At 48.9% G+C, this 26,850-nt stretch carries 17 protein-coding genes; 11 read left to right on the forward strand and 6 right to left on the reverse strand.

Features of this window, described 5'->3' with window-relative positions; translation table 11 throughout:
• Nucleotide 1: 1 nt before the first annotated feature.
• Nucleotides 2-1,048: an acyloxyacyl hydrolase gene (locus tag ACMGDE_RS06805; protein ID WP_436832018.1), complete on the reverse strand. Its 1,047-nt coding sequence runs from the start codon at nt 1,046-1,048 to the stop codon at nt 2-4.
• Nucleotides 1,049-1,339: 291 nt separating this feature from the next.
• Here ACMGDE_RS06805 and ACMGDE_RS06810 point away from each other — a divergent pair, with 291 nt between their 5' ends.
• On the forward strand, nt 1,340-3,226 hold the full coding sequence (locus tag ACMGDE_RS06810; RefSeq protein ID WP_436832019.1) for a RecQ family ATP-dependent DNA helicase: 1,887 nt from the start codon (nt 1,340-1,342) through the stop codon (nt 3,224-3,226).
• Nucleotides 3,227-3,463: 237 nt separating this feature from the next.
• Nucleotides 3,464-5,680, forward strand: a complete 2,217-nt coding sequence (locus ACMGDE_RS06815) for an NADP-dependent isocitrate dehydrogenase (protein ID WP_436832020.1) — start codon at nt 3,464-3,466, stop codon at nt 5,678-5,680.
• Between the two features lie 3 nt (nt 5,681-5,683).
• On the opposite strand, the gene ACMGDE_RS06820 is transcribed toward ACMGDE_RS06815, so the two are convergent.
• The 5 genes from ACMGDE_RS06820 to ACMGDE_RS06840 form a co-directional block, all read right to left on the reverse strand.
• Nucleotides 5,684-6,148, reverse strand: coding sequence for a YciI family protein (locus ACMGDE_RS06820; protein ID WP_436832021.1), 465 nt, complete (start codon nt 6,146-6,148; stop codon nt 5,684-5,686).
• Nucleotides 6,145-6,705 (reverse strand): YdeI/OmpD-associated family protein, encoded by a 561-nt coding sequence (locus ACMGDE_RS06825; protein WP_436832022.1) that lies wholly within the window; start codon nt 6,703-6,705, stop codon nt 6,145-6,147. Before ACMGDE_RS06825 ends, ACMGDE_RS06820 begins: the two co-directional genes overlap by 4 nt.
• An 89-nt stretch (nt 6,706-6,794) precedes the next feature.
• Nucleotides 6,795-8,738 (reverse strand): 30S ribosomal protein S1, encoded by a 1,944-nt coding sequence (gene rpsA / locus ACMGDE_RS06830; RefSeq protein ID WP_436832023.1) that lies wholly within the window; start codon nt 8,736-8,738, stop codon nt 6,795-6,797.
• 145 nt (nt 8,739-8,883) lie between these two features.
• Nucleotides 8,884-10,059 carry an MFS transporter gene (locus ACMGDE_RS06835; RefSeq protein WP_436832024.1) on the reverse strand — a complete coding sequence of 392 codons (1,176 nt, stop codon included), beginning with the start codon at nt 10,057-10,059 and terminating at the stop codon, nt 8,884-8,886.
• Between the two features lie 31 nt (nt 10,060-10,090).
• Nucleotides 10,091-11,863, reverse strand: coding sequence for a class I mannose-6-phosphate isomerase (locus ACMGDE_RS06840; protein ID WP_436832025.1), 1,773 nt, complete (start codon nt 11,861-11,863; stop codon nt 10,091-10,093).
• A gap of 223 nt (nt 11,864-12,086) precedes the next feature.
• Here ACMGDE_RS06840 and ACMGDE_RS06845 point away from each other — a divergent pair, with 223 nt between their 5' ends.
• From ACMGDE_RS06845 to ACMGDE_RS06885, 9 genes are all read left to right on the forward strand, one after another.
• Nucleotides 12,087-12,818, forward strand: a complete 732-nt coding sequence (locus tag ACMGDE_RS06845) for a GntR family transcriptional regulator (RefSeq protein ID WP_436832026.1) — start codon at nt 12,087-12,089, stop codon at nt 12,816-12,818.
• A gap of 279 nt (nt 12,819-13,097) precedes the next feature.
• Nucleotides 13,098-16,580, forward strand: coding sequence for a GH92 family glycosyl hydrolase (locus ACMGDE_RS06850; protein WP_436832027.1), 3,483 nt, complete (start codon nt 13,098-13,100; stop codon nt 16,578-16,580).
• A gap of 31 nt (nt 16,581-16,611) precedes the next feature.
• The gene (locus ACMGDE_RS06855) at nt 16,612-19,779 is read left to right on the forward strand and encodes a SusC/RagA family TonB-linked outer membrane protein (protein WP_436832028.1); all 3,168 of its coding nucleotides are present in this window, start codon (nt 16,612-16,614) and stop codon (nt 19,777-19,779) included.
• 25 nt (nt 19,780-19,804) lie between these two features.
• Nucleotides 19,805-21,718 carry a RagB/SusD family nutrient uptake outer membrane protein gene (locus ACMGDE_RS06860; RefSeq protein ID WP_436832029.1) on the forward strand — a complete coding sequence of 638 codons (1,914 nt, stop codon included), beginning with the start codon at nt 19,805-19,807 and terminating at the stop codon, nt 21,716-21,718.
• An 18-nt stretch (nt 21,719-21,736) separates the two neighbouring features.
• Nucleotides 21,737-22,951, forward strand: coding sequence for a DUF5000 domain-containing lipoprotein (locus tag ACMGDE_RS06865; RefSeq protein ID WP_436832030.1), 1,215 nt, complete (start codon nt 21,737-21,739; stop codon nt 22,949-22,951).
• Between the two features lie 8 nt (nt 22,952-22,959).
• Complete coding sequence (locus ACMGDE_RS06870) at nt 22,960-24,165, forward strand: DUF4998 domain-containing protein (protein ID WP_436832031.1); 1,206 nt, start codon at nt 22,960-22,962, stop codon at nt 24,163-24,165.
• The gene (locus ACMGDE_RS06875) at nt 24,165-24,845 is read left to right on the forward strand and encodes an SGNH/GDSL hydrolase family protein (protein WP_436832032.1); all 681 of its coding nucleotides are present in this window, start codon (nt 24,165-24,167) and stop codon (nt 24,843-24,845) included. The genes ACMGDE_RS06870 and ACMGDE_RS06875 overlap by 1 nt, the downstream gene beginning before the upstream one ends.
• Before the next feature lie 220 nt (nt 24,846-25,065).
• Nucleotides 25,066-25,728 (forward strand): DUF6266 family protein, encoded by a 663-nt coding sequence (locus tag ACMGDE_RS06880; protein WP_436832033.1) that lies wholly within the window; start codon nt 25,066-25,068, stop codon nt 25,726-25,728.
• 86 nt (nt 25,729-25,814) lie between these two features.
• Nucleotides 25,815-26,747 (forward strand): OmpA family protein, encoded by a 933-nt coding sequence (locus ACMGDE_RS06885; protein WP_436832034.1) that lies wholly within the window; start codon nt 25,815-25,817, stop codon nt 26,745-26,747.
• The last annotated feature ends 103 nt before the right edge of the window (nt 26,748-26,850 follow it).

Below are 26,850 nucleotides of genomic sequence, written 5' to 3' on the forward strand. Positions count from 1 at the left end.
CTCATCCCCGTCGCCGGCTCAAGGTATAACCAACGGTCCATTCGGCGAAATCGGCCACCATCTTGTGTGCTTTGATGGATACGCCCGCATACGCATTATCCAGAAAACGGTAGCGCACACCCATTCTCAAAAAAACAGGATCCGTTTCGCCATTGAAGCGGTTGCGATGAACGTAGCAGCCCACGTTTCCGCTCAGGTAGAGCCTGCTGGTGAGCAGATGGTCAACAACAATGGCCGGTCCGCCGGAAAACAAATCATCAAAAGATGCAGCATCATCGCCACTCATTTGCCGATCCTTTCCCGATTGGGAATAAAAAATATTGGCACCCATGCCCAAGCGCCACTTGTAGTTCAGTGAACGGTTCCAAAACACACCCAACGTTGATTTGAAATACCGCTTGCCGCCCTGATGGAGCTGTTTGACACCGGCGGCATAGGACAGGTCTATTTGATCGGCTGTTTCAAGCGGTGGTATCGTATCCGTACTGAAATCGATCCGCCCGGGCCGTGGCACATAGGTAAGGGCCACGGTCAGTGGCACCAGGTTGATGCCGGTATTCGGTTTTTTGATGGCACCGTTCGAAAAATGATGAAACGCGAAACCCGCTCCGAGCTGAAAATAGTCGCTCAGTTTGTAGTTTGCTTGTAGGCCAAGGTCGATAAACACGTTTCGATGAGTTCCCAATAGTCCGTTGAACGGATTGTGTTCGGGGTCATAAGGTTCGAAATTGCTGGCTAAGCCCAAGGATATCCGATAGTTGAAATCCCATCGACGGAGTAACGCCGGTTTGATGGGAACAGCCACAAAGCCATATAAGGCATAGGGCGTGCCGATAGCTGCTTTACGAAAGGTGCTGGAATACAAACCAATACCATAAATCGGGTAATTGAACAGCTGGTGATAGATATCGGTCCCATGTTGGGTCTGCCAACCGATCTTGAGGTTAAGCCCATTGTAATAGATCTCACCCAGCTCTTCCCTTATCCGGTTGTTTTTATACAACATGCCGCCATTCTCGATTTCCAGCTGCAGGAGAATATGCGACATTTTAGTTCCCGACAGTTTGGATGATGCGTTTTTTGAATGCTCATATCGGGGAACGACCTGTGTCCACGCGGAATCGGGTATCAGTGAAAAGCAAAAAAGCAATGCTAATACCGCAAAATTTGATAAGCTCGGTAGCATATATATGGATTTCGGGATGTGCCTTATGACTGCGAAGATATTGCCTTTTATGAAAATATTCGTCTTAGAAATGTATTTTATTGGCTTAGCAGCGCGTGATGTGCGTACCAAATTACATTTTGTGTATGTTTGGGTGGTGGAAGTTTACGGGCAATGAAGAGTATCGCTATTCTCCGAAAATACTGGAAACATGAGTCGTTCCGACCCCTGCAGGAAGCGGTGATCGATGCGGTGCTCGCGGGGCGCGATACGTTGGCATTGATGCCTACGGGCGGCGGCAAGTCTATTTGTTTTCAGGTACCGGCCTTAGCCAAAGAGGGGATATGCATCGTGGTGACGCCGCTCATCGCATTGATGAAAGATCAGGTAGAAAACCTGAAGGCCAAGGGCATCGAGGCGATGGCCATCTTTTCGGGTATGACCCGGCGCGAGGTGGACATTGCCCTCGATAACTGCATCTATGGCCCCATCAAATTTCTGTACCTTTCGCCCGAACGGCTGGCGAGCGAGCTGGTGCAGGAGCGGATCCGCCACATGAATGTCAACCTATTCGCAGTCGATGAGGCCCACTGCATTTCGCAGTGGGGGTATGACTTCCGGCCCTCGTACCTGAACATCGTTTCCTTGCGCGCCCTGCATCCCAAGGTGCCTTTCCTGGCGCTCACCGCCACGGCCACGGCTAAGGTGGTGGATGACATCCAAGTGAAACTGGCCTTTGCCGACAGGCATGTATTGAAGAAAAGCTTTTTCCGCGAGCACCTCGCCTATATGGCGTTCGATGAGGAAGACAAGATGGGACGGCTATTGCGCATCATCCGCAAGCTCGGGGGGAGCGGCATTGTATACGTGCGCAATCGGCGCGAGACACAGGAGGTGACCCGCATACTCCTGCACGAGGGGATTTCGGCCAGCTTTTACCATGCGGGTCTGGAGACGGCCGAACGGGCGCGCAGACAGGAGGCGTGGAAAGACAACAGCGTGCGGGTAATCGTGGCCACTAACGCTTTCGGAATGGGCATCGATAAGCCTGATGTACGTTTTGTCGTTCACCTGGATTTGCCTGATTCGCTTGAAGCATATTACCAAGAGGCCGGTCGCGCTGGTCGCGACGGCAAAAAATCATATGCCGTGCTGCTGCATCACCCGAGCGACCGAGATCGCTTGCGGGCAACCTTCGACCTGAACTTTCCACCGATCGAATTCATCAAGCAGGTGTACCAGCAGCTGGGCAATTATTACCAGCTGGCCTATGGGGCGGGGGCGGGACTTACCCTGGATTTTGATGTGGCCGATTTCTGTGCCCGGTATGCGTTTGATGTCATCATGACGCTCAGCGCCCTAAAATTCCTCGAGCGCGACGGCTGGGTCGCCGTGAGCGAAACGGTGTACCTGCCTTCGCGGGTCAAATTGGAGGCCAGCCAGCAGGATCTGTATCGGTTTCAGGTGGAAAATGCAGCCTATGACGGATTCATCAAAGTCCTGCTACGGAGCCATGGCGGTGCATTTGACTATTTCGTCCCCATCCGCGAATACGATTTGGCCCGCAAGATGGGCAAACCCGTGGCGGCCATCATGGAGACGCTGGCCTACCTCCAGAAGATGCAGATCTTGACTTATCTTCCGCAGACGGATAGCCCGCAGCTGCAGTTTCTGCAGCCGCGCGTCGATAATAGTCGCCTGCATATCGACCGTCGATATATCGAGGAACGGAAGGCAACCAAACGCACGCAACTGGAGGCGGTCTTCCGTTACCTGGACGGGGCGCGTTGCCGTAGCGTGGAACTGCTGGCGTATTTTGAAGAGCGGACGCCGAAGCCCTGCGGCATATGCGACCGGTGCTTGAAGGCCGACCAACAGAAAAACCTCGCCGACCGCCTGATGGCCGAACTGACGGAGGTGCTGGCCGGAGGCCCGATGACCATCGATAAGCTGGTGATGGCGATGCGCGCTGGCGACGAGGACGCCCGATTGGCGTTTATCCGCGAGCGGCTGGATGAAGGGCGGCTCAAGGTGAATGGCGATCGGTATTATTTAAGTTAGGTGCGGGTTTTTCTGTTGATTGACCATCATTTTTTGACTACATTTCATCTGTCAAATATGCACTCAGTGGCAGATGAGAGAGCGATAAATTGCCGCTTGCATATGCAGGGCAATTACTCACGTTGCATTTTGTTTTTTTAAACAGGTGTTCGTGAATACAAAGCATTTTACCTAAGTTTGCTCCCATTCATGAAGACAAATAACCTTTCGCACTACTAATTTTGATTAATACGTCGTATGTCTAAAAACGCCACCATTCATTACACCAAAACAGACGAGGCTCCGTCGTTAGCCACCTATTCGTTTTTACCCATTGTCAACGCATTTACCGCCCCGGCCAATATTTCGGTCGTGGAAAAGGATATTTCATTAGCAGGCCGGATCATCGCCATTTTCTCGGATCACCTCACCGACGCCCAGAAAACGGGCGATGCCTTGAGCGAACTGGGTCAGCTGGCTACCACGCCGGAAGCCAATATCATCAAACTGCCCAATATTTCGGCGTCTATTCCCCAATTGAAGGAGGCGATCACCGAGTTGCAATCCAAAGGATACGCCGTGCCTACTTATCCGGAAGAACCCAAAACAGACGAGGAGAAGGAGATCAAGGCCCGGTACGCCAAAGTACTCGGCTCTGCCGTCAACCCCGTATTGCGTGAAGGAAATTCGGACCGCCGCGCACCGCGGGCGGTGAAGAACTACGCCAAGCAGCATCCGCATTCCATGGGCGCGTGGACAGCGGACTCCAAAACCGGAGTGGCGTCAATGGCTGATGGCGACTTCTATGGCAGCGAAAAATCGGTTACCGTGCAGCAGGAAACCACCTTTACCATCGAGTTTGTCGGTGAGGATGGAACGAAGACACCGCTGAAAGCGCCGGCCAAACTGCTCGCGGGCGAGGTAATTGATTCCGCGCGGATGAGCATCAGCGCATTGAAGGCGTTTGTTGCGCAGCAGATCAAGGCAGCTAAAGCGACGGGCGTGCTGTTGTCGGCACACCTGAAAGCCACCATGATGAAAGTGTCCGACCCGATTATCTTCGGCGCCATCGTGGAGGTATATTTTGCGGAAGTGTTTCAGCGATATGCGGGTTTATTTGATGCGTTAGGCGTGGATACGCGCAACGGTTTAGGCGAGGTGTATGCCAAAATCGAAGGCCATCCGCAAGCCGAAGAGGTGAAGGCTGCATTGGCCGAAGCCATGGAAAACGGACCGGACTTGGCGATGGTCAATTCGGATAAGGGCATTACCAACTTGCACGTGCCTTCTGATATCATTGTAGACGCTTCCATGCCGGCGATGATCCGTAGTTCCGGCAAGATGTGGGACAAAAACGGCGAATTGCGGGACACCCTTGCGCTCATTCCCGATCGTTCGTATGCCGGGATATATGTGGCTACCATCGACGATTGCAAGCGGCATGGCGCGTTTGACCCGTCCACGATGGGTTCGGTGTCCAACGTCGGCTTGATGGCTCAAAAGGCAGAAGAATACGGGTCGCATGATAAGACCTTCCAAGCCACCGCGAAGGGCACCATTCAGGTCACCGATGCCAACGGCAATGTGCTCATGGCGCAGGAGGTGGAGACCGGCGACATTTTCCGGATGTGCCAGACCAAGGATGCTCCCATCCGCGATTGGGTAAAGCTGGCGGTGAACCGGGCGCGTTTATCCCATACGCCAGCCGTATTCTGGTTGGATGAAAACCGCGCGCACGACCGGCAGATCATTGCAAAGGTCACTGCTTATCTGAAGGAACACGATACGGATGGCTTGGATATCCGCATGCTGAACCCTGTCGAAGCCACCAAATTCTCATTGGAGCGCATCCGCAGGGGAGAAGATACCATCTCCGTGACGGGTAATGTATTGCGGGATTACCTGACGGATCTGTTCCCGATCCTGGAATTGGGCACCTCGGCCAAGATGCTGTCCATTGTTCCCTTGATGAATGGCGGCGGCCTGTTCGAAACCGGGGCCGGCGGTTCGGCACCTAAGCACGTGGAGCAGTTTCTCCAGGAGGGATACCTCCGCTGGGATTCCCTGGGCGAGTTTCTCGCGCTGGCTGTTTCACTGGAGCACGTGGGACAAACCCTCGGCAACGCCAAGGCCTTGGTACTGGCAGAGGCGCTGGACACGGCGACCGAGAAATTCCTCGAAAACGATAAATCCCCCGCACGCAAAGTCGGGCAAATTGACAATCGGGGCTCGCACTTCTACCTCGCATTATACTGGGCGGAAGCCCTGGCAGCACAGGAGCAAGACACCGAGATCCGGACCATATTCACGCCGATTGCCGACGCATTGAAAACCAATGAACAGCGGATCAACGACGAACTGATCGGCGCACAAGGGAAACCGCAGGACATCGGCGGATATTATTTTCCGGATGATGCATTGGCCAGCAAGGCAATGCGGCCAAGCGCCACATTCAATGCCATCATCGGCTCATAATGGTTAGGGTTTTACCTTCGTTACCTTGTCGCTCAGCTTCAGGTAAGTAGGTAAGGCAGCAGAACCATACCATTCAAAAAGCTCCACTTCAAGGAGCTTTTCTTTTACGGCGGGATCCGTCTGCAACAGGGCGGATACCTCCTGTTTGTCCTTTGAATCAAAGACAAACAGTCCGCGGTAGGCGCGGTCATTTTCGCCAAATGGTCCGGCGATGATCAATTTTTTCATTTCGACAAGCCGGTTGATATTATCCATATGCCCCCTGAACAGCTCACCGATTTTCTGTTGATCGTCGATCTTGGCCGGTCCGGTTTTCAGGATTACGAAAACATAGGATTTCATACCATATTCGTCCGCGCCCAATGAATCGGCCAGCGCCTTGTCGTAACCGGGATTGGTGGTTTGTGCCACTGCGGCGCTGCACCACAGTGCGCCGATAGCAAATAGTAACAATGATCGTTGGCTCATAGTTTTGTTTTATACTTGTCATGCAACCCCACACCCTGTAAGATGAGCGGCTTGATTTTCTCAACTCTCGAAAATTTCGTAGTTTCCTGCTTGGCTTCGTTGATGTATTCCGCGTATTCATTTTGCTTATACGGCGTCAGGAGTTCAAACTGCTGCTTTAGTGCATCATCCTTCAATGCTTCCTCAAGCGGTGGCGGGAGGGGCAATTTCCCCTTGGGTTGAGGCTTCAGCTGTTTGCCTGATTTTTCATTGGCGATCGCTTCCTCGATGTAAGCAAGGATCAGCGGTTCATCGATTTGTTCACGCGAGGTAAAGCGCCATTGCCGAAGGGCTTTGGTTTTGCCCTCCTGTGCGTTGGTCAGTACCTTGCTTTCGTCTTTGAGGAAGACTCCATTGTAAAACCACAGGGTAAAATGGGTTTTGAAACCGGCTACGCCTACCACATTGCGACCATTGAAGGTGAATACCGGTACACCCCATTTGCGGGTTTCCACCAACGCCGTCTTTTGAAGGATAGACAGCAATATGGACTGTTCTTCTTGCCAGTAACTTTCCATTAGCAGCTGGGGTTAGTTGTTAAACAAAGGTAACAAAAAAAATCCCCCAGCCACAAGGCTGGGGGATCGTTTTATCAAAGCTTACGCGATTATTTTTTGGCCTTTTTGGCACTTTCTTCGTCTTCCAGCTGCTCTTTCAACTGTGCCAGAACGTCGAGGTCGCCCAAGGTGGACTTCTCTACTGATTCTTTCACCTTCTTCACAGCAGTAGAAGCTGCTTTCGCTTCTTTTTTGCGGTTGTTGAACTCTTCCATCCGTGCTTCAGCCCGTTGATCTTCCCAAATACGGGAATGCGAAATGACAACACGTTTGTTTTCCTTGTTGAACTCGATGATTTTGAATTCAGCGGTTTCATCCAATTTCAACACACTTCCATCTTCCTTCACGCTGTGTTTAGCGGGGCAGAAGCCTTCAACACCATAAGGCAACGCGACGATGTTCCCTTTTTCACCTACCTTGATGACCGTTCCTTGGTGGAGGGAATCAAGCGTGAAAATCGTTTCGAACGTATCCCATGGGTTTTCTTCCAATTGCTTATGGCCGAGGCTCAATTTGCGGTTGTCCTCGTCAAGCTCCAACACGACCACTTCCAACGCTTCGCCCACTTTGGTGAATTCATTCGGGTGGTTGATCTTCTTAGACCAAGAGAGGTCGGAGATGTGGATCAACCCGTCGATACCTTCTTCCAATTCCACGAATACACCGAAATTGGTCATGTTTTTCACCACTGCTTTTTGCTTAGAGCCAATGGGGTACCGCTCAGCGATATTCTTCCAAGGATCCGGGGTCAATTGCTTGATGCCAAGACTCATCTTGCGGTCGTCGCGGTCCAGCGTAAGCACTTGGGCTTCCACCTCGTCGCCCACCTTCAGGAATTCTTGCGGGCTACGCAGATTTTGCGACCAGGACATTTCCGATACGTGGATCAATCCTTCGACACCGGGGGTGATTTCGAGGAATGCACCATAGTCGGCCACGGTCACGATCTTGCCTTTCACCTTTGAGCCCACTTCCAATGACGGATTGAGTGATTCCCAAGGATGCTCGGTCAATTGTTTCAAGCCAAGTGCGATGCGTTTTTTCTCGTCGTCGAAGTCCAATACCACCACGTTGATGGTTTGGTCGAGCTGCAATACCTCTTTCGGGTGCTCGATACGGCCCCACGAAATGTCGGTGATGTGCAGCAAGCCATCCACACCGCCGAGGTCGATGAATACACCGAAGTCGGTAATGTTTTTGACGGTACCTTCCAATACTTGTCCCTTTTCGAGTTTGGATACGATTTCGGTTTTTTGGTTTTCCAGATCGTCCTCGATAAGTACTTTATGTGATACGACCACATTCTTGAATTCATGGTTGATTTTAACCACTTTGAATTCCATGGTTTTACCCACGTAAATGTCGTAATCGCGTATCGGTTTAATGTCAATTTGTGATCCTGGCAAGAATGCTTCCACACCTTTGATGTCTACGATGAGGCCACCTTTGGTACGGCTCTTCACGAAGCCATCAATGATGGTGTCATTTTCAAGTGCTTCGTTGATCTCTTCCCAAGATTTCTGGGTTTTGGCGCGTTTGCGCGAAAGCACCAACTGTCCGTTGGCGTCTTCTTGTGATTCGACGAAAACGTCTACCGCATCACCCACTTTTAGATCTGGGGTGTCACGGAATTCAGAAAGGGATACCAAGCCATCCGACTTGAAACCAATGTTGAGCACCACGTCTTTGTTGTTGATGGATACGACGGTGCCCTTTACAATTTCCCCTTTGTTGATGGAATTGAAGGTGCCTGCATAGAGGTCTTCTAACTTGGCGCGTTCTTCGTCGCTGTAGCTGCCGAAACCTTTCTCGTCCCGATCCCAGTCAAAATCATTGTCGGGGGTGTTCCAAGTGGTCGATTTGATTTCGTCAATGAACGTCGAATCGGCTTCCGACTCGATGTCTTCCTTCTCCTTCACCAAGGTGTCCTCAGCGTCTTGAAGTTCAGCTTTTTTTGCTGCTAGTTCCTTTTCTGCTTCTTGTTTTTTTGCCATTAATTCATTTTTCTCCTTTTTCCTGATTTTTATCAGGACTGCAAAGGTATGAAAACTTTTATTTATGGGGAGTTATTATTTTAATTTTGTTAGCGTTCGTATACCTGTTATCAGTCTCATAGTTGCCGTTTTGATATACAGAAACTCAGCCAACCTTGCGAAACCACAATACGGCGCCAAGTACATAGCCAAAGCAACACGCCAGCAAAGCGATGCTGGCCCCGATGCCAAACTGTGTATTGAGCAGGCCCATTATAGGCGGAATGAGTGCTCCTCCTACAATAGCCATTACCATCAGACTGGAAAGTTCGCTTGCGCGTTCGGGCGTGCGATTGATGACAATCGCAAAAATCACCGGGAATAAATTCCCTGCACCAATTCCAATGGTAAATATACCTGCCAGTGCCCAGAAACCGGTGGGTGAAAAATAAAGGAGTAGAACGCCGCCTAATGCGACGAATAGGGTAACCACCAAAAAACCAGTGGTCGATACATACGGCAGTACAATGCCCCCAAGAAACCGGCTGACGACCAAGGCGGTGAAATAGATACTGATGCCGTATGACGCCTGTTCAAGTCCATACGCATGCAAGCTCATCAGGACGCGTTGAATATTGGCGTTTAACCCTACGTCTGCGCCTACGATAAGGAATATGGCCAGCACCATGCCGAGCACATAGCGGTCCCGCAGCAAGGAGAACACCGTGCGGAAAGTAGGCTTGGGCGAGATAACCGCCTGTTTGGACTCTTGTGCCGGCAAGGCATATAGCCATAGCCAACTGATTAGCGAGACGGCTCCATAGATAACAAAAACGAGTTTCCAATTGCCGTATTGTACAGCGAAGAACGTGGTAATCAGCGGACCGGCAAGTGAGGTGATGGCCTTAAGGAACTGCGAAAAACTGAGCACACCCGGCAACTGCTTCTCCGACACCATCTGCTGCACCAATGGGTTGGCCGATACCTGCACGATCGTATTGCCCACGCCCAATACGACAAATGCGATCAGCATGGTAGGAAAGGAATAGCGGACGAATGGCAACGATACGCCGATTGCGGTAAGTACAATACCGAGCTGCAGAGCATTTCGTTTTCCAATACGTTCCTGTAGCATGGCTGCCGGAATGGAAAGGAAGAAAAACCACAGGAAAACCATCATGGGAAGGAGTTGAGCCACTTGATCATCCAGTTTAAAATCCTGCTGGACATATCCGGTTGACACGCCGACGATATCGACAAATCCCATCACGGCGAAAGTCATGAGTATCGGGAATAATTTACCGGCGGCGGTACCGTTGGTGGATGCGTTATTGCGATTCATTGAAATGGAATAAGCGGTCTAATTTCACGATTTAATCTAAGCAAGCCTCATCCTTTACAAAAGCTACTACGACTTTGGCTCGGTTATTTCCTCGATTTACCAACGTATATTGTTCGGCAGCAGCCGGTATCGCAAAAGTCTCGGCATAGTGGAATGTCACACACATGTCATTGGCTAATTTTAACTCAATAGAAGTGCCCTCCACTAACATTAAGATATGGCATTGGCCGTTGGTGAAGGCCGTAAACGACGTATCAAATTCATATCGGTAAATGTCGTAAAAATGTTTCGGATGCGTCGGCAAGTGCATGAGCAGCCAATCCTTGCCCTCATCCACCTGCCGGGACTTGGCAATCAACGTGTCTCTAACGACCTGTCCCTGTCTGGTGAAGTCTAAATTGTCCATCGCGCGGTCGATATTCAGTGGTCGCGCATGGCCATCCAAGTCTAGACGTTGCCAATCGTACATCTTGAACGTAAATATATATGGTGTGGCGCTAATTTCGAGCACCAGATTGTTTTTTCCGGAACTGTGTACTGTGCCATGTGGTATCAAAAAGAGGTCATGTCTTCTAGAAGGAAAGTGCTGGATATAGTTGTCGACATCCAATTCGATATTGTACTCGTAACTTTTAATCAGCGCTTCCTTAAATTCCGTTGGTTCAATTCCCTGTTGGAAGCCAAGGTATACCACTGCGTCAGGAGCCGAATCGATGATATAGTAGGTTTCATCCTGTGTGAAATTCTCTCCAAATTCATGGTATATATACTCCGGTGTAGGATGGCATTGAATTGACAGATTGCCACCATTGAATGTGTCTAAAAAATCAAATCGGATCGGAAATTCGTAGCCGAAGCGATTGGACGCCTTACCCAATATCCGCTCATGCTGCAAATACATAAGCATGTCAAAAGAAACTTCCAGCCAATTATTCCCGTCGCTTAAAAGAAGCCCGTTTTCAGGAACGATCATTTCAAAGGACCAAGCATAATTGGGGACATCCTTGTTCAGTTTTTCAAACCTATTCAGCATCCAATCGCCGCCCCAGACACCGGGTTCGAACCAAGGACGTACTCTAAAGTAAGTCCTGCTCATGTTGCTGAGCGTTTTGCGAAGCGAGTCACCGTCCATCCACGTAATGGTGCCTTGCCACTGTTGATCGGCGATACGCGTTACCTTAGGTAGTAAAGTTCTCTTGTGTTCATTTAAGATCACCCAATCTACGAAGTAAAAACGTTTGTAGGTAGCCTTCTGATCGGTCAGGTGCAAGGCCCCCAAGTTATATACTTCATCATTGCGCATTCGCAATTGCAGTTCGTATTTCGGTAGATCGATATAGGTGATAGGAGCATCCCAATTACATAACGCTGCTCCGCAGCCATATATGATGTGGATGTCGGTGTCAGATTCGGTAGAAAGTTCGCCAAGATCCCCCATTTCAAAAAAATCGGGTAATCGCAATGACGTTTTGCGTCCGAAAACCGGGTCGTTTCCACCGAGGTACGGCGATACGATTTCTTCAATAGTGTTAGCGGACTTCAGGTATGTTGTCACAGGCGTAAATGAAACGGTTTTCCCCTTGTCCACGATATGGTGCTTGATATTAGCAACCACTTCCTCCCAATTTACACCGATATAACCTTCAAGAATGTGCAGGGGGTACGTCAGTATAGCGTCAGCAATGGCAGGATACCCCTTATATATGATGCCGTCAGCGGGATATAGTGGATAAATGTCGTAATTCGAATCTGCTGCAGAGTTAGTTGGCAATTGATTTAATACCTGATTTTCTTGTTGTTTCATGCCGTGAATTAACGTTATTAATAGATGAAGCTATTTTTGTAAATATGTTGATACATTATGTCTGTATAGCAGCTTACTTACACTTATATCGTGCTATTTATATAATAAATTGCTTTTATAATGTAACTATGTATGTACATATGTCATTGGCAAATTTAGAAATTAATGTCAACAAACAAACTTTTTTGTATAATTTAGCGAAATAAACAAAAGAGGTGTTGCCTTGAATTTAAAGATAGACCACAAAAGTCCTGTGCCACTGCATGTTCAGGCCGAGATGTTGCTGAGGAAGCTGATCGAATCGCCCGAATACCAAGCCGGTAAGTTTTTGCCCAATGAAGTGGATTTAGCGAAACGGCTTGCCATATCACGTACTACGCTTCGCCAGGCAATCAATAAGTTGGTGTACGAAGAGTTGCTTATTCGCAAAAAGGGTGTCGGAACGAAAGTTGCCGGCGCAAAATTTAGCTCGAAATCAAAAAACTGGCTTAGTTTTTCGCAAGAAATGCAGGCCCGGGGCATTAGCATTAAAAATTTTGAATTGCATGTGAGTTGGGTGCTGCCTGATGAAGTGATTACACATTTCTTTGACATTCAGCCGGATAGAAAAGTCCTGAAACTTGAACGGCTTCGTGGCCGCGACGAAGGCCCCTTTGTTTATTTCATTTCTTATTTTCATCCAAGGGTCGGATTGACTGGCGACGAAGACTTTAAAAGACCGTTGTATGATATCCTCGAAAAGGATTATGGTGTGGTAGCCGATCTATCTAAGGAAGAAATCAGCGCGAAATCGGCTGACAAGTTCTTTGCATCAAAATTTGACATTGAGGTCGGTGAACCGATATTGTTCAGGAAGCGGTTCGTTTATGACCAGGCGGACCGGCCCTTGGAGTTCAATTTGGGCTATTATAAGGCGGATAGCTTTGTGTATACGGTAGAAAGTAGGCGTGAATAAATAACGGCTGTTCTGCTTTCTTTCTAAATGTATATACATGGTATTGCCGCTATAAGCATTGCCTGAGCGAGGCTGATTCGCTTAATGCTGCACTTTCAGTGGGTACTCAAACCCGATTCCTCTTCCTGTATCGAGTCAGTATAATCTTTAAGTCTCTAATATTTTAAAAAAAGTTTGCGATTTTAAATTATTCATCTAACTTTGTATGTACATATTGAATATATGTGTACATATGATCAGTGATGAACCTTAATAAATTGTAAACGATAACATTACACAATGCGTAAATTGACCAGTAACCTGATTACCTTGGGTTTGCTTATGTGCGCCTGTTCTGGTTTCACCCAAACCGAACGCCGAGACTATGTCGACTATGTCGACCCAATGATCGAGTCGGCCAAGTCGCGATACTTCTATTTCAACTCCGCTTGTAGGCCTTTCGGAATGGTGAACCTTAGTCCTGATAATATATTGGAAAAAGAATGGAATTCCGGCTACAAATATCAAGAACCCTACATCAGAGGGCTCACGCATATCCACGACTGGGGCGTGGGAGGGTTATTGATCATGCCTACTACTGGCCAAATTGATCCTACGGCTGGGCCCGAAGGGTGGAAATCTCATTTTACGCATGAGAACGAACAGGCCGAGGCTGGTTATCATCAGGTTTATTTGGATGACTATCGTTTAAACGTGGAGCTAACATCCACTACCCGTGTGGGATTCCATCGGTATACATTCGATGAGCAGGGTGAGGTGAGGATATTGGTCTACCTCGGCGGTCAGCTGGGGGGCGGTATCATGAAAGATGCGCACCTCAAAAGAGTTAGCAATACCGAATTGGAGGGTTGGGTCATTCAGGAAAGCTCAGTAGGCGACGTCAAGCTTTTTTTTGTCATAGAGTTTGATAAACCATTTGCTGACCTCCAGGCATGGAAGGATAAAAAGCTGTCGGGCTCAGTGGCCGATACAGTGGCGGGTCAACAGTTGGGAGCATTCGCCGTCTACCCGGTTTCCAAGGGTGATCAGCTAAAGGTAAAGGCGGGCGTATCATGGTGCGGTATAGCGCAGGCGAGGTTAAATTTGAAAACCGAACTAAACCACTGGGACTTTGACCGGGTGAAGCAGGAGTCAAGGGATGATTGGAATCAATGGCTGGGCCGTATAGTGGTTAAAGGCGGATCTGAACAGCAAAAAATCAAATTCTACACAGACTTATGGCGTTCATTGCTTGGAAGAAGGCAAATTCAGGATGTGAACGGTAAGTACCCCGATTATTCCAAGGGTAATCTGAACGTCAAGCAGTTGCCGTTGGATAGACAAGGTAGGCCTCAGTTTATGCACCTCAGTACGGATGCGCTTTGGCTCACCATGTGGAATTTGAACATCTTATGGGGCATGGCTTACCCCGAGGTCCTCGAAAGTTTTGTCAATTCGGCTTTGGTGTACCACCAAGATGGTGGGCACCTTCCCCGTGGGCCGGTCATTGGCCGGGAATCCTGGATCATGACCAGCAGTCCGATAACCGAACTTATCGTTGGCGCGTATATGCTGGGAATTCGTGGCTATGATATTGATGCGGTGTACACTGCCTTGAAAAAAGCGCATATGCCCGGCGGAACGATGGATATGGGCGGTGGTTTTGTCCAACAATACATCGATTTAGGTTACGTACCGGAGACTGTCCCACCGCAGGGGTGGGGCGGAGCCGGACGTGTGATGGAATATGTCACTCAAGACTGGGCGTTGGCTCAATTGGCCGAAAAACTCGGTAAGAAAGCGGATGCAGCTTATTTCCTCAAGCGTTCGGCTAATTGGTATAACATGTTTGACCCATCCATAGGCTTTGTCAGGCCGAAGAATGAAGACGGCTCATGGACGGAACCTTTCGATCCAGTACTCAATGCTAACTTCGGTGGTTTTGTGGAGGCGAACACTTGGCAAACAACTTGGATTGCAGTACACGATATCAAAGGGCTTGTCAATTTGCTTGGAGGTGTGGATAATTACTGTGACAAGCTAAACTTTGCGTTCGAAAAAGCGCAACCCGACAACTTTGTCGGCGGGTATGGCGGAAATTATGTCAACTACTCTAATCAACCGGGGTTGGCCATGGCGCACCTTTTTAACTACGCGGGCAAACCCTGGCTTTCCCAGTATTGGGTACGTGAGGTTTATGAAAGAACGTTCAGTGACATCACCCCTTTCGGCGGATACGGTGGCAACGACGAAGACCAGGGACAGATGGCAGCCCTCAGCGCACTAATGGCTATGGGATTGTTCGATGTCAAGGGAAACTGCGATCCCGAACCGATCTATCAAATCACTGCCCCGCTGTTTGATTCCATCACTATCCATCTCAATCGTGATTATTATCCAGGAAAAACATTTACCATCACTACGAAGAACAATGCACCTGAAAACCGATATATCCAATCCGCACGGTTGAATGGCAACATACTGGAACAATGCTGGTTCCATCAAGATGCGTTGAAAAAGGGCGGAACACTGGATTTGGTTTTAGGACCGCTGCCGAATGAATCATGGGGCTTGAAAAATCCACCACCTTCAGAAACCAAAGGCAATCCGGATTTTGTGTTATCTGAATTGTCCTATCCCAAAGAAGTCGGGGCTGGCGAGGCCGTAAATATTACCTATAAGGTCCGGAACACTGGCAGTGTGGGCACCTACTTTGGAAAAGTTATGCTAGGGCAACGGGTTATTGATCATCAGGAACAGATCATTCGGCCAAATGAAGAACACCAAATTAACTATGCGCTCCGATTGTACAATCCGGGCAGGCAGGAGCTTGTTATTGATGGTCAGATTTACCCCATCCGCATCGCGCACCGCAAAAGCAGTTTGGATTTGCAGCGTGTCGACCTGTACAATATAGGTGAGCAGATCTATGGAAGCGGCTGGCTATTAAATACGGGAAGTGATACGCTCGACAGAACGGTTGATGTCAAATCCAATAACGTTGTTGTCCGCCAGGAACGGATAAGACTGTTGCCCGGAGAGTCTAAAGAGCTATCGTTTACATATAACGCGCCAGCTTCCGGTATATATCGGATTATGATCAACGAGCAGGAACAGCCACCCCTTACAGTGGTGATTCCCGAGGAAAAACCCCAAGCCGGTATGGTCTTACACTACGATTTCGATAACTCGTCAACGCCATTGCTAGACCTCTCCGGCAACAAACATCATCCACAGCGGCAGCGTTTGCCTGACGTTGCAGATACCGACTTCAAGGGGGTTAAGTTTGAGAAAAATAACCACCTGAAAATAGGCAGTTCGGCTGACTTGAATGCGGATAATGCCATAGCCATCAGCTTGGTGCTGTATCCAACCAATTGGTATAGTTTCGGCCGTGTGCTGCAAAAAGGGGCATCAGATGACCAATTTATGATCTACCGAAACGGTGGAGAGGACCTGGAATTTAAACTCACCGGCGTCCATCAGGGGACAATTGCTGCAAAGCTACCAGCGGTCAACCGAGTGACACATTTGGTTTGCCAATACGATGCAAAAAAAGGCACGATCGAAATTTGGTCGAACGGCGAATTGGTCGCTCAAAAAGCGGCATCAGGAGCCATCCATCGGACAGATGACCCATTATACATCGGGGTGAAAAATGAGCGTACTGGTCTTGAAGATAGTTTCAGCGGCATCATGCAAGATCTCCGGATTTACAACCGAACGCTTTCCCAAGACGAAATAAAGGCCATTTACCGCATGGTGCAGGTCCCCAGAAAATAACTAAGGTTACGCAAATCCAATTATAAGCGATATGAAAAATACAGCGTTATTTTTAATAACATTTTGCCTGTCCGTGTTGTGTGTCTGCGGTGCCAATGCAACAGGATTTCACCAAGTGGACACCATTACCGTGGAGGGGCAGGTCACCGGACTGGAAGGCCCGTTGATGGGGGTCTCTGTTTTGCAGGAGGGAACCGATTATGGAACCAAAACCAATGAAGAAGGTCGCTTTTCAATAAAGGTGCCCGGAAACAGCAATTTAATCTTCAGCTCAGTGGGCTATCTTAGCCAGACGATTTCCGTAGAATACCGGGTATTGATCGATGTGCGGCTTGAACCGGGAGATCAGGCGTTGGACGAGGTCGTGGTAGTGGCATTCGGAAAGCAAAAGAAAAAAGAGTTGGTCGGAGCCTCCACCACCATTAGTCCGTCGGAACTTAAAGTGCCGTCGAGCAACCTTACCACCGCGTTAGCTGGTCGGTTGGCTGGCATGGTAGCCTACCAGCGCAGTGGCGAACCTGGCAGCGACAATGCCGAATTCTTTATCCGCGGGGTGACGACGTTTGGCTACAAGAAAGACCCACTCATCCTGATCGATAATGTGGAGGTTACCCCCACCGACCTAGCCAGAATGCAGCCGGATGATATTGCAAGTTTCACCATCATGAAGGATGCTACTTCAACCTCCTTATACGGCGCCAGGGGTGCAAATGGCGTTATCCTCATTACCACCAAGGAGGGCAAGGAAGGAGCTGCAAAAGTTTCCTTCCGTTTGGAGCAATCGCGGTCGACAAATACCCGTCAGATCGACCTGGCCGACCCGATCACGTACATGAAGCTATCCAACGAGGCCGTACTTACCCGCAATCCAATAGGGCGCCTCCCATATTCGCAAAATAGGATTGATGCCACCGCGGCTGGCGTAAATCCTTATCTCTATCCGGCTAACGACTGGATGGAACAGCTGCTCAACAAAACCGCGCTGACGCAGCGTGCTAACCTCAATGTGAGCGGTGGCGGTAAAGTTGCGCGTTATTTCATCGCGGGCTCCTATAATCAGGATAACGGTATTCTAAAGGTCGATAAGCGCAATAATTTTAACAACAATATCAATCTCCAAAATTTTCAACTTCGTTCAAACGTCAACATCAACATGACTTCCACTACTGAAGCCATTGTGAGGCTTTCTGGTGTTTTTGACGATTATAACGGGCCGATTGACGGGGGGGCGGGGATGTTCCGTAAGATCATCTCTTCCAATCCGGTGCAATTCCCGGCTTTCTATCCCTCCAGTGCGCTCTCCAGCGCCCGCCATATTTTATTTGGCAACAGCAGCGAAAGTCCAACAGGCGGCGGTACCAGCGGCATCCCGTCGGCCAATTATATCAACCCATATGCCGATATGGTGAAAGGGTATAAGGATTACACAAGGTCGCAGATGTATGCCCAGTTTGAGTTGAAGCAAAATCTAGGATTCGTCGTGCCGGGCCTATCGGCACGCATGCTTTTCAATACCTCGCGTTATTCTTATTTTGATGTTTCGCGGGCCTATAGCCCCTTTTTCTATAATGCAAACCCCATTGATCAATCGCATAGCCAGTATCGGCTGAGCCTGCTGAATGAAGCCAGTGCACGAGACTATCTTGACTATTCAGAAGGCGAAAAAGAAATCCGTACCATCACTTACTATGAGGTGGCTGTGGACTATAATCGTGCATTTGGTGACCATACCATCTCAGGATTGCTGGTTGGCATACGGCGCAACCAGTTGCTGGCCAATCAGGGTACGTTGCAGAAATCACTCCCTTACCGCAATGAGGGGGTTTCGGGTCGGCTTAATTATGGCTATAAAAGCCGTTACCTTGTCGAATTTAATTTTGGCCTCAATGGATCTGAGCGATTTTATAGGTCACAACGCTACGGCTTCTTCCCTTCAGCAGGCTTGGCATGGAACGTATCCAGCGAGCCCTTTTGGGAGCCGTTGAAAGATGCCGTGTCCGAACTGAAAGTCCGTGCTACTTACGGACTGGTAGGTAATGATGCCATTGGAAGTGCGGACGACCGCTTCTTTTATCTATCGGAAATCAATGCGGATAACGTCGACCGGGCCATGTATTTCGGTACGCTTTATAATTACGGCAGACCCGGCTTTACTGTATCCCGCTATGCCAATAACGATATTACATGGGAAGCAGCCCGAAAGTTGAACCTTGGAGTGGATGTTCAGGCCTTTAACGCATTTACATTTACAGCAGATTTCTTTACCGAAAGCCGGAGCAATATTCTGATGACACGTTCTTACATTCCGAGTACCATGGGATTAGCGGCATCCGTTAGGGCAAATGTCGGCGAGGCAAAGGCCTACGGCGTCGATGCCTCATTGGATTATAATAAAGCCTTCGGTAGTAATTGGTGGCTACAGGGGCGTCTTAATTTCACATACGCGCACAGTGAGTACTTATATTATGAAGAACCTGAATATCCGGATAATCTGAAACACCTCTCTAGAAACGGACAGCCCCTCAATCAGACCTGGGGGTATATTGCTGAGCGTTTGTTCATCGATGAATATGATGTCGTTAATTCGCCGCGGCAGAACTTTGGCGAGTATGGCGCGGGGGATATCAAATACCATGACGTAAACGGGGATAATGAAATTACGGAATTAGACCGTGTGCCCATTGGTTTTCCGACGGTACCTGAAATTATTATTGGTCAAGGCCTTTCGATAGGGTACAAGGCGCTCGATTTCTCGTTCTTTTTCCAAGGGTCTGCGCGTTCCTCATTTTGGATCGATCCGGTACGTACTGCTCCTTTCGTTCCAAACCCTGATTTGGGCAATGGCTCCCAAAATGCCCTTCTACAGGTATATGCAGACGATTACTGGTCGGAAGATAGTCGCAATTCCTATGCGCTATGGCCACGATTGAGCAGTACACAAAGCAACAACAATTCGCAGACTAGCACCTGGTTTATGCGCAATGGATCTTTTCTGCGGCTTAAATCCGTCGAATTGGGATACAGCATTCCTTCGCGTCTGCTGGATCGGATCCAATTGGACGGCATGCGGATTTACCTAAGTGGCACCAATCTGTTAAGTTTTAGCGGCTTTAAATTATGGGATATTGAAATGGGAGGACAAGGATTGGGATATCCCATTCAACGCGTATTTAACGCGGGCATCAATATAAATTTATAACAAGAGAACCTAGTCAAGTATATCGATGAAAACGATCAAACTTTTCTCACTGACGGTTGCGTTGGCCATGGTGGCCTCCTGCAACTACCTGGATGTCGTGCCGGATAACATCGCGACCATCGACAACGCATTCAATAGCAGGGCTGAAGCGGAGAAATTCTTGTTTACCTGCTATTCGTTCCTTCCCAAAGATGATCATCCCGAAGCTAATCCCGGTTTCAATGCCGGTGATGAATTTTGGATTTATTGGCCTATTCATATTCCGGATCGTTACGCACTCGATCCCTACAACATCGCGCGGGGCCTCCAAAATAAGGTCAACGTAAACCTCAATTATTGGGATGGAGGATTCGTGCCATCGCTTTGGCAGGGTATCCGGAATTGCAATATTTTTCTGGAAAATATCGATCGGGTGCCTGATCTGGATCCCTACATGAAAGACAGGTGGAGAGCGGAGGCCATTTTTTTGAAGGCTTATTATCACTGGTGTCTTTTCCGAATGTATGGGCCCATACCCATTATTGACGTCAATTTGCCCATCTCTGCCACGACGGACGAAGTACGCGTGAAACGGCAGCCGGTGGACTCCGTTGTCAACTATATCGCTGGTCTGATAGACCAAGTTACCGTAGGTGAACACCAAGATGCGCTTCCCAGCGTAATCACCAACGAAGCTATTGAGTTAGGCCGCATTACACGTCCCGCTGCACTGGCCATTAAGGCGCGTGTATTGGTGACAGCCGCCAGTCCGCTTTTTAATGGCAATCAGGATTTTGCCAATTTCAACAATAAAGATGGTGTGCCACTGTTTAATACCACGCCGGACCCGACCAAATGGGCAATGGCTGCCGAGGCCTGCCGAATAGCGATCGAAGCGTGCCACGCCGCGAATATTGAATTGTATGAATTCAATGCAGGTGTAATGGAGGTGAATGAAGCAACCGAAACCGAGATGAGTATCCGGAATGCGATCTGCGAGCCATGGAACAGCGAATTAATCTGGGGTTATACGTATTCAGGCGCAGGCGACCCGCTATTGCCATCCAAACTGTTGCAATTGTATACCTGTCCGCAACTCGACCCCAATAATATCAGCTTGAATCTGCGGGGACAGATGGTTCCCACATTGAAAATGGCCGAACTGTTTTATACGCGCAATGGCGTGCCGATTGAAGAGGACAAGGATTGGGATTACAGTAATCGGTATAACCTGCGCACCACGACTGCGGCAGACAGCGCAATGCAAACCGGGTACACCACCGTGGAATTGCATTTCGACCGGGAGCCCCGCTTTTATGCTGATTTGGCATTTGACGGCGCCAAGTTTTTCATGAAAAATGGTGTCTGGCCCATCCAAAACAAATCCGGTCAGACTTCTGGTATCAAGCAAAGTCGATTATATTCCATAACAGGGTACTACGCGAAAAAATTGATCAATTGGAATCTAATTCCCTATACAGGAGGGTTTGTGGCCATGGAGCTGTACCCTTGGCCGGTTATGCGCCTGGCTGATTTGTACTTGCTTTACGCCGAAGCATTAAATGAGTCCGGTCAGTCTGCTGAAGCCATACCTTATCTAAACCTGATCAGGGAACGTGCTGGCCTTCCTACAGTTGAGACCTCGTGGACCAATCATGCTAAAAATCCGGGCAAATATACCAACCAAGCCGGTTTACGCGCCATCATCCAACGTGAACGGCTTATCGAAATGGCGTTCGAAGGCAGCCGTTTTTGGGACTTGAGGCGATGGAAAGAAGCCGTTACGACGCTGAATCAACCAATCTATGGATGGGATGTGCTGGGAGAGGATTATGCGACCTACAATCGGAAAGTACTGCTTTTCGACCAACGCTTTGTGAGCCCGCGCGATTACCTCTGGCCGATAGCAGACAATTCCATCACGGTCAACCCGAATCTCGTGCAAAACCCAGGATGGTAACCTTACTCAAACTAGATTATGAATCACATCATTGAAAACAGGGATAGCATGAAACAGTTTAAGCTGATCACGATAGTGGGACTGAGTTTCATTATGGCCGTGGCCTGCCGCCAAGACAAATTGGAACCGATCGAAAATGATGGTAATCCACCAGGCGCGGTAAAACATGCGGAGGCCGAGCCACTGCCGGGGGCTGTTACCATTACTTATACACCGCCTGAAGACCCTGATTTGCTATACGTCAAAGCTACATATGCTACTAAGCAAGGAGTTATACGGGAAACCAAAGCATCCTATTATACCAACGAAATAACCGTCACCGGTTTCGCAGATACCAGCGTTTATGACGTTATGCTTTATGCGGTGGACAAGGGGGAGAATGTTTCTGAACCATACACCATTCAGGTAAAACCGCAGAAGCCACCATACCTGATTGTGCGTGACAGCATTAAGGCGCTTGCAGACTTCGGCGGGATCAATGTGAGTTTTGTCAATGAGCTGAAAGACAATATCGCTATCATCACCTTAGGCAATGACTCCCTTGGCAATTTCGTTCCACTAAACACCTTTTATACCAATGTAGAACGGGGCAACTTCTCTACCCGTGGATTCCCCGCCGAGCCGGCGACTTTCGGCGTCTGTGTGCGCGACCGTTGGAATAACGTGTCAGATACCGTGCTGTTCGAACTCACGCCTTACTTTGAAATGCGGCTAGACAAAAGCAACATAAAACCGCTGACATTGCCCAACGACGCGCCGCTGGGATATGGCGGAGATGTCGTCTATCTTTTTGACGATGTGTTTGGCAATGCCGGTTGGTACCATACTTCAGACCAATCGCGTATGCCGCAATGGTTTACGTTTGACTTGGGAGCGAAAGCTAAGCTCAGCCGTTTGGTATGGCGTATGCGCGATGGCGAATTTTACAATCTCCATAATCCGCGTACCGTAGAGATTTGGGGTTCGAATAATCCGTCACCCGATGGCAATTGGGATAATTGGATACTCCTTAAAGAACACGAACAGATTAAACCCTCGGGCCTCCCTCCGGGACAGCTTAGCCAAGCAGATACCGAGGCAGGGCTTGCAGGAGAAACCGTTACCTTCTCCTTGGATGTGCCGGAAGTACGTTACATCCGGTTTAAAACAGTTCGGAACTGGTCAAATGGAACGTATGTCAATTTTAATGAAATCACCTTATTTGGATCACCGGAACAGGCTCCAACCAATTGATTAAAGAAATGAAAACTGTCAAATTTTTCCTTAGCCTGTCATTGCTTTTTGCCGGAATGCTGTGGTTCTCGTGCAGTAAAATGGATGACTACAAAAAATACATAACGGACCGTAAATATACGGGGAAAGTGGATACCGTTATCGTTCAACCGGGTTATAAGCGTTTACAATTGTCAATGGTACTCAATAGCGATCCTTCCATCACGAAGGTATTGGCATATTGGGCCAATCGCAGTGATTCTCTCGAAATTGCAGTTCAGCCTACGTTGAACGCCGATACAGTGCGTATGATCATCAATGATTTGGAAGAAGGTAACCACAATTTCGAAATCATGACCATGGACGGTGCCGGTAACCGATCCATCGCTACGTCTGCATCCGGTCAGGTTTTTGGGGATAACTACGCGAGCACACTCAACAACCGTGTGCTTCGCAGCACATCCCTCACGGATGATGGCAGTAAGGTAATCCTGCAATGGTCGTCGCCATCGTCCGGTGAAATTGGTGTCGAAGTTCAATATCAAGACCAACAAGGGGTATCGCATAACATGACTGTTCCAGGTGATCAGCTAACGAGCGAGATACCGGACTGGAAAGAAGCCAGTACAATACGCTATCGGTCTGTTTACCTCCCAACCGTACTTGCTATTGACACGTTTGCCTCCAGCTATGCGACAGCTACGCTACCGTTATTTGAACGTAAAATGGATAAACGCCAGTTCAGACCCTTGGTGTTACCTACCGATGCGCCCGATGCATACGGTTGGGCAATGCCTTTTCTTTGGGATGAAAATTATGGGGAGCCGGGCTTCCATACCCCTCCTGGTGGGGGATTGCCCCGTTGGTATACCATTGATATGGGTGAGTCGACCAAGCTACATCGGATGAAATTCTGGCAACGGGTTGAAGGCAACTTCGTATTCGATCGGGGGAACCCCAAGCGATTCGAAATCTGGGGAAGTAACGATCCTGACGCCGATGGCGGGTGGAACCATTGGACCAAGCTGTTGGACGGCGAATCCATCAAGCCTTCGGGACTACCTTTGGGCACGGTCACCGATGCCGATATTGCGTATGCACGTGATGGAGATGAGTTTCTGTTTGAGGGGCAAATACCCGCTGTCCGGTATATCCGGTTCAAGGTGGTAGAAACCTGGAGCGGCGAGGACTTTACTCATTTACTTGAACTTTCGCTGTGGACAAGAGACAGGTAATGATATATGTTGTCAGTTGCGCATTAGGGGTTATCCTCTCCTTGTCGGCCGCATTTGGCCAATCGCGGCTTGTCCGCAACTTACGGCAGGGGAAGCCACAGGTACTTGTCGTGTATGGTACGAGCCTTTCGGCGGGCGAAGGGGGCAAAGTCTGGGTAGACACTATAGCCGATCAACTGAATAAGCGATACGGCAATCGACTTTCCTGCTATAATACAGGAAAGTCCGCAATGTGGTCCACCTGGGGCGTGCAACACCTTGAAGACAGTGTCGTCAGCAGGAAGCCTGATGCAGTGCTCATCGAATTTGCTATCAATGATGCCTTTATCCACTACCATACGTCACCGCAACTCGCGCAGCTTAACCTGGAATATATGATCCAGCGGCTGATGTTGGACAACCCCGACTGTGAAATCATCCTACAGATCATGAATCCGCCTATCGGCCAGCATGCCGCAGATCGGCCGGGATTAGCCGACTACAACGCTATCTACCGGAAGATAGCAAAGAAATATAAGCTCCTGCTCATCGACCACGAAGCATATTGGCAGGATATCCTGTTAGCCGGAACCGACGCTTTCCTTATCCAAGTGCCGGATGGCATACATCCCAATGCCGAGAGTGCCCAGTCGCTTATCGCACCTCATATTCTACGGGCATTGGAGAATACGAATCCTTAAATATGAGAAGACATCTATCCATCTCCTACTCTTCTCCGATACTGCTTTATGCTATTCACAAAAATAGTACGGAAATAAAACGTAGTTTATTCGGGGTTTGTTCGGAGATTATTCGATAAGCACTGAATCATCTCCAAATAATCTACAAATAATTTGACGCTAAATTTAAAATAATAATTAAATTTGGGTTAAAGAAGTTACAAATCAAACGTAAATCAATATGGGAAAACTAACAGATGGAATCCATGGTCATGTGCACGGAAAGGTAGGCGGCGTCGTTTTCTACACGGCGAACGGACAGAACATTGCACGTTCATTACCGCGTGCCACTCGGAAAAAACGCAAGCCGACGGCGCTGCAAGCGTTGCAGCGTGAACGCTTTAAAGTCATGCAGGATTGGCTCCGGCCACTGCTCAGGGTGGTTAAAGTCGGATTTGGCAAGTATGCGCCGCCCCGAACGGGGCACAATGCAGCGATGTCGTATAACCTCACCCACGCGGTGGTCTATAACGAAGAAGCATCCCGGTACGAAGTCAATCCCGAGGCATTTGCGTTCAGTGGCGGCCCGCTTGCGGCACCCCTGAATGCCAGTGCCGTGCAGGATGGAAATACCGTGCGGTTTTCTTGGGAGAATCCCGGCGGCCGGGATATCCGATATACCACGCGGACGATGCTGCTCCTGTGTAAGCCCGGCAGCGGCACCTGCCACTACAAAACCTATGGGAATGCCGCTGGCGTGGGCATGGATACCTTGGATGTCCGGGGATATTACCTGCCGGGGGATACCTGCCATGCCTATATGGCCTTCATCGATGAAGAAACCGGAGCGGTATCCGATAGCGTCTATGCCGGCAGCTTTGTGTTGGGGGATTTTGAAGCATGATCGGGCTGTTGCTCCCGCTAAAATGAGGAAAAAGTATTTTTGGCATAAAGTTAGCATAGTATTACTTGAAAAAAGTAAAAACTATTATGAAACGATTGTCAATATACGCAGGAGTGGCCTTTATGGCTGCGGCGTTGTTTTTGTCTGGGTGTGTGAGTAACAGGAAATTCAAGTCACTGCAGGCAAATTATGATGAGTTGAGCAAAAAAGAACAGGAGCTCAACCAGCGCTATCAGGATGCGCAGCAACAACTATCTTCTTCGGGTACTCGTGTAGAGAGCCTCGAAGATCAGATTGCCTCGGAGCGTGAAAATGTGAAAGCATTGCAGGATGCGCTCGACAAGTGTCTGGCGTCATCCAACCAAGGTGGCCTGAACATTTCGAAGCTGGTGGACGAGATCAATGCGTCTAACCGCTACATCCAGCACCTGGTGAACGCTAAAAACAAGAGTGACTCGCTCAACATGGTGCTGACCAACAACCTTACCCGCTCTCTGAGCCGGGAAGAGATGCAGGATGTGGATGTGCAGGTGCTGAAAGGGGTGGTCTATATTTCCCTTTCGGATAACATGTTGTACAAGTCCGGAAGTTACGAAATTTCGGAAAGGGCAGGGGAGACACTTAGCAAGATCGCGAAGATCATCATGGATTACAGCGATTATGAGGTGCTCGTAGAGGGTAATACCGATAATGTGCCCATATCACAACCCAACATCCGCAATAACTGGGACTTGAGTGCGCTGCGGGGCTCATCGGTCGTGCAAGCCTTGCAAACGCTGTATGGCGTGGATCCCAAGCGGCTTACCGCTGCCGGACGGGGGGAATATAATCCCATCGAGACCAACGACAGCGAAAGTGGACGGACGCGTAACCGCCGCACGCAGATCATCATTACACCCAAACTCGACCAGTTTATGGAACTGATCGATAAGGCGCCTGAAGGTGGCACTGCCACAGATACGGATACGGCACCTGCCGATACAGCTGAAGTATTGCCGATTCAACCGGTTCAGCAATAACGAAAAAAAAAGCTCATTTTTGTACAGCCCGCATACTCTGCGGGCTGTTTTTTTACAATTATTTTATCGTAATATTGCTTTTATTTTACATACGATCAATAGC

Source organism: Parapedobacter brassicae (assembly GCF_051400755.1).
Lineage (GTDB): Bacteria > Bacteroidota > Bacteroidia > Sphingobacteriales > Sphingobacteriaceae > Parapedobacter.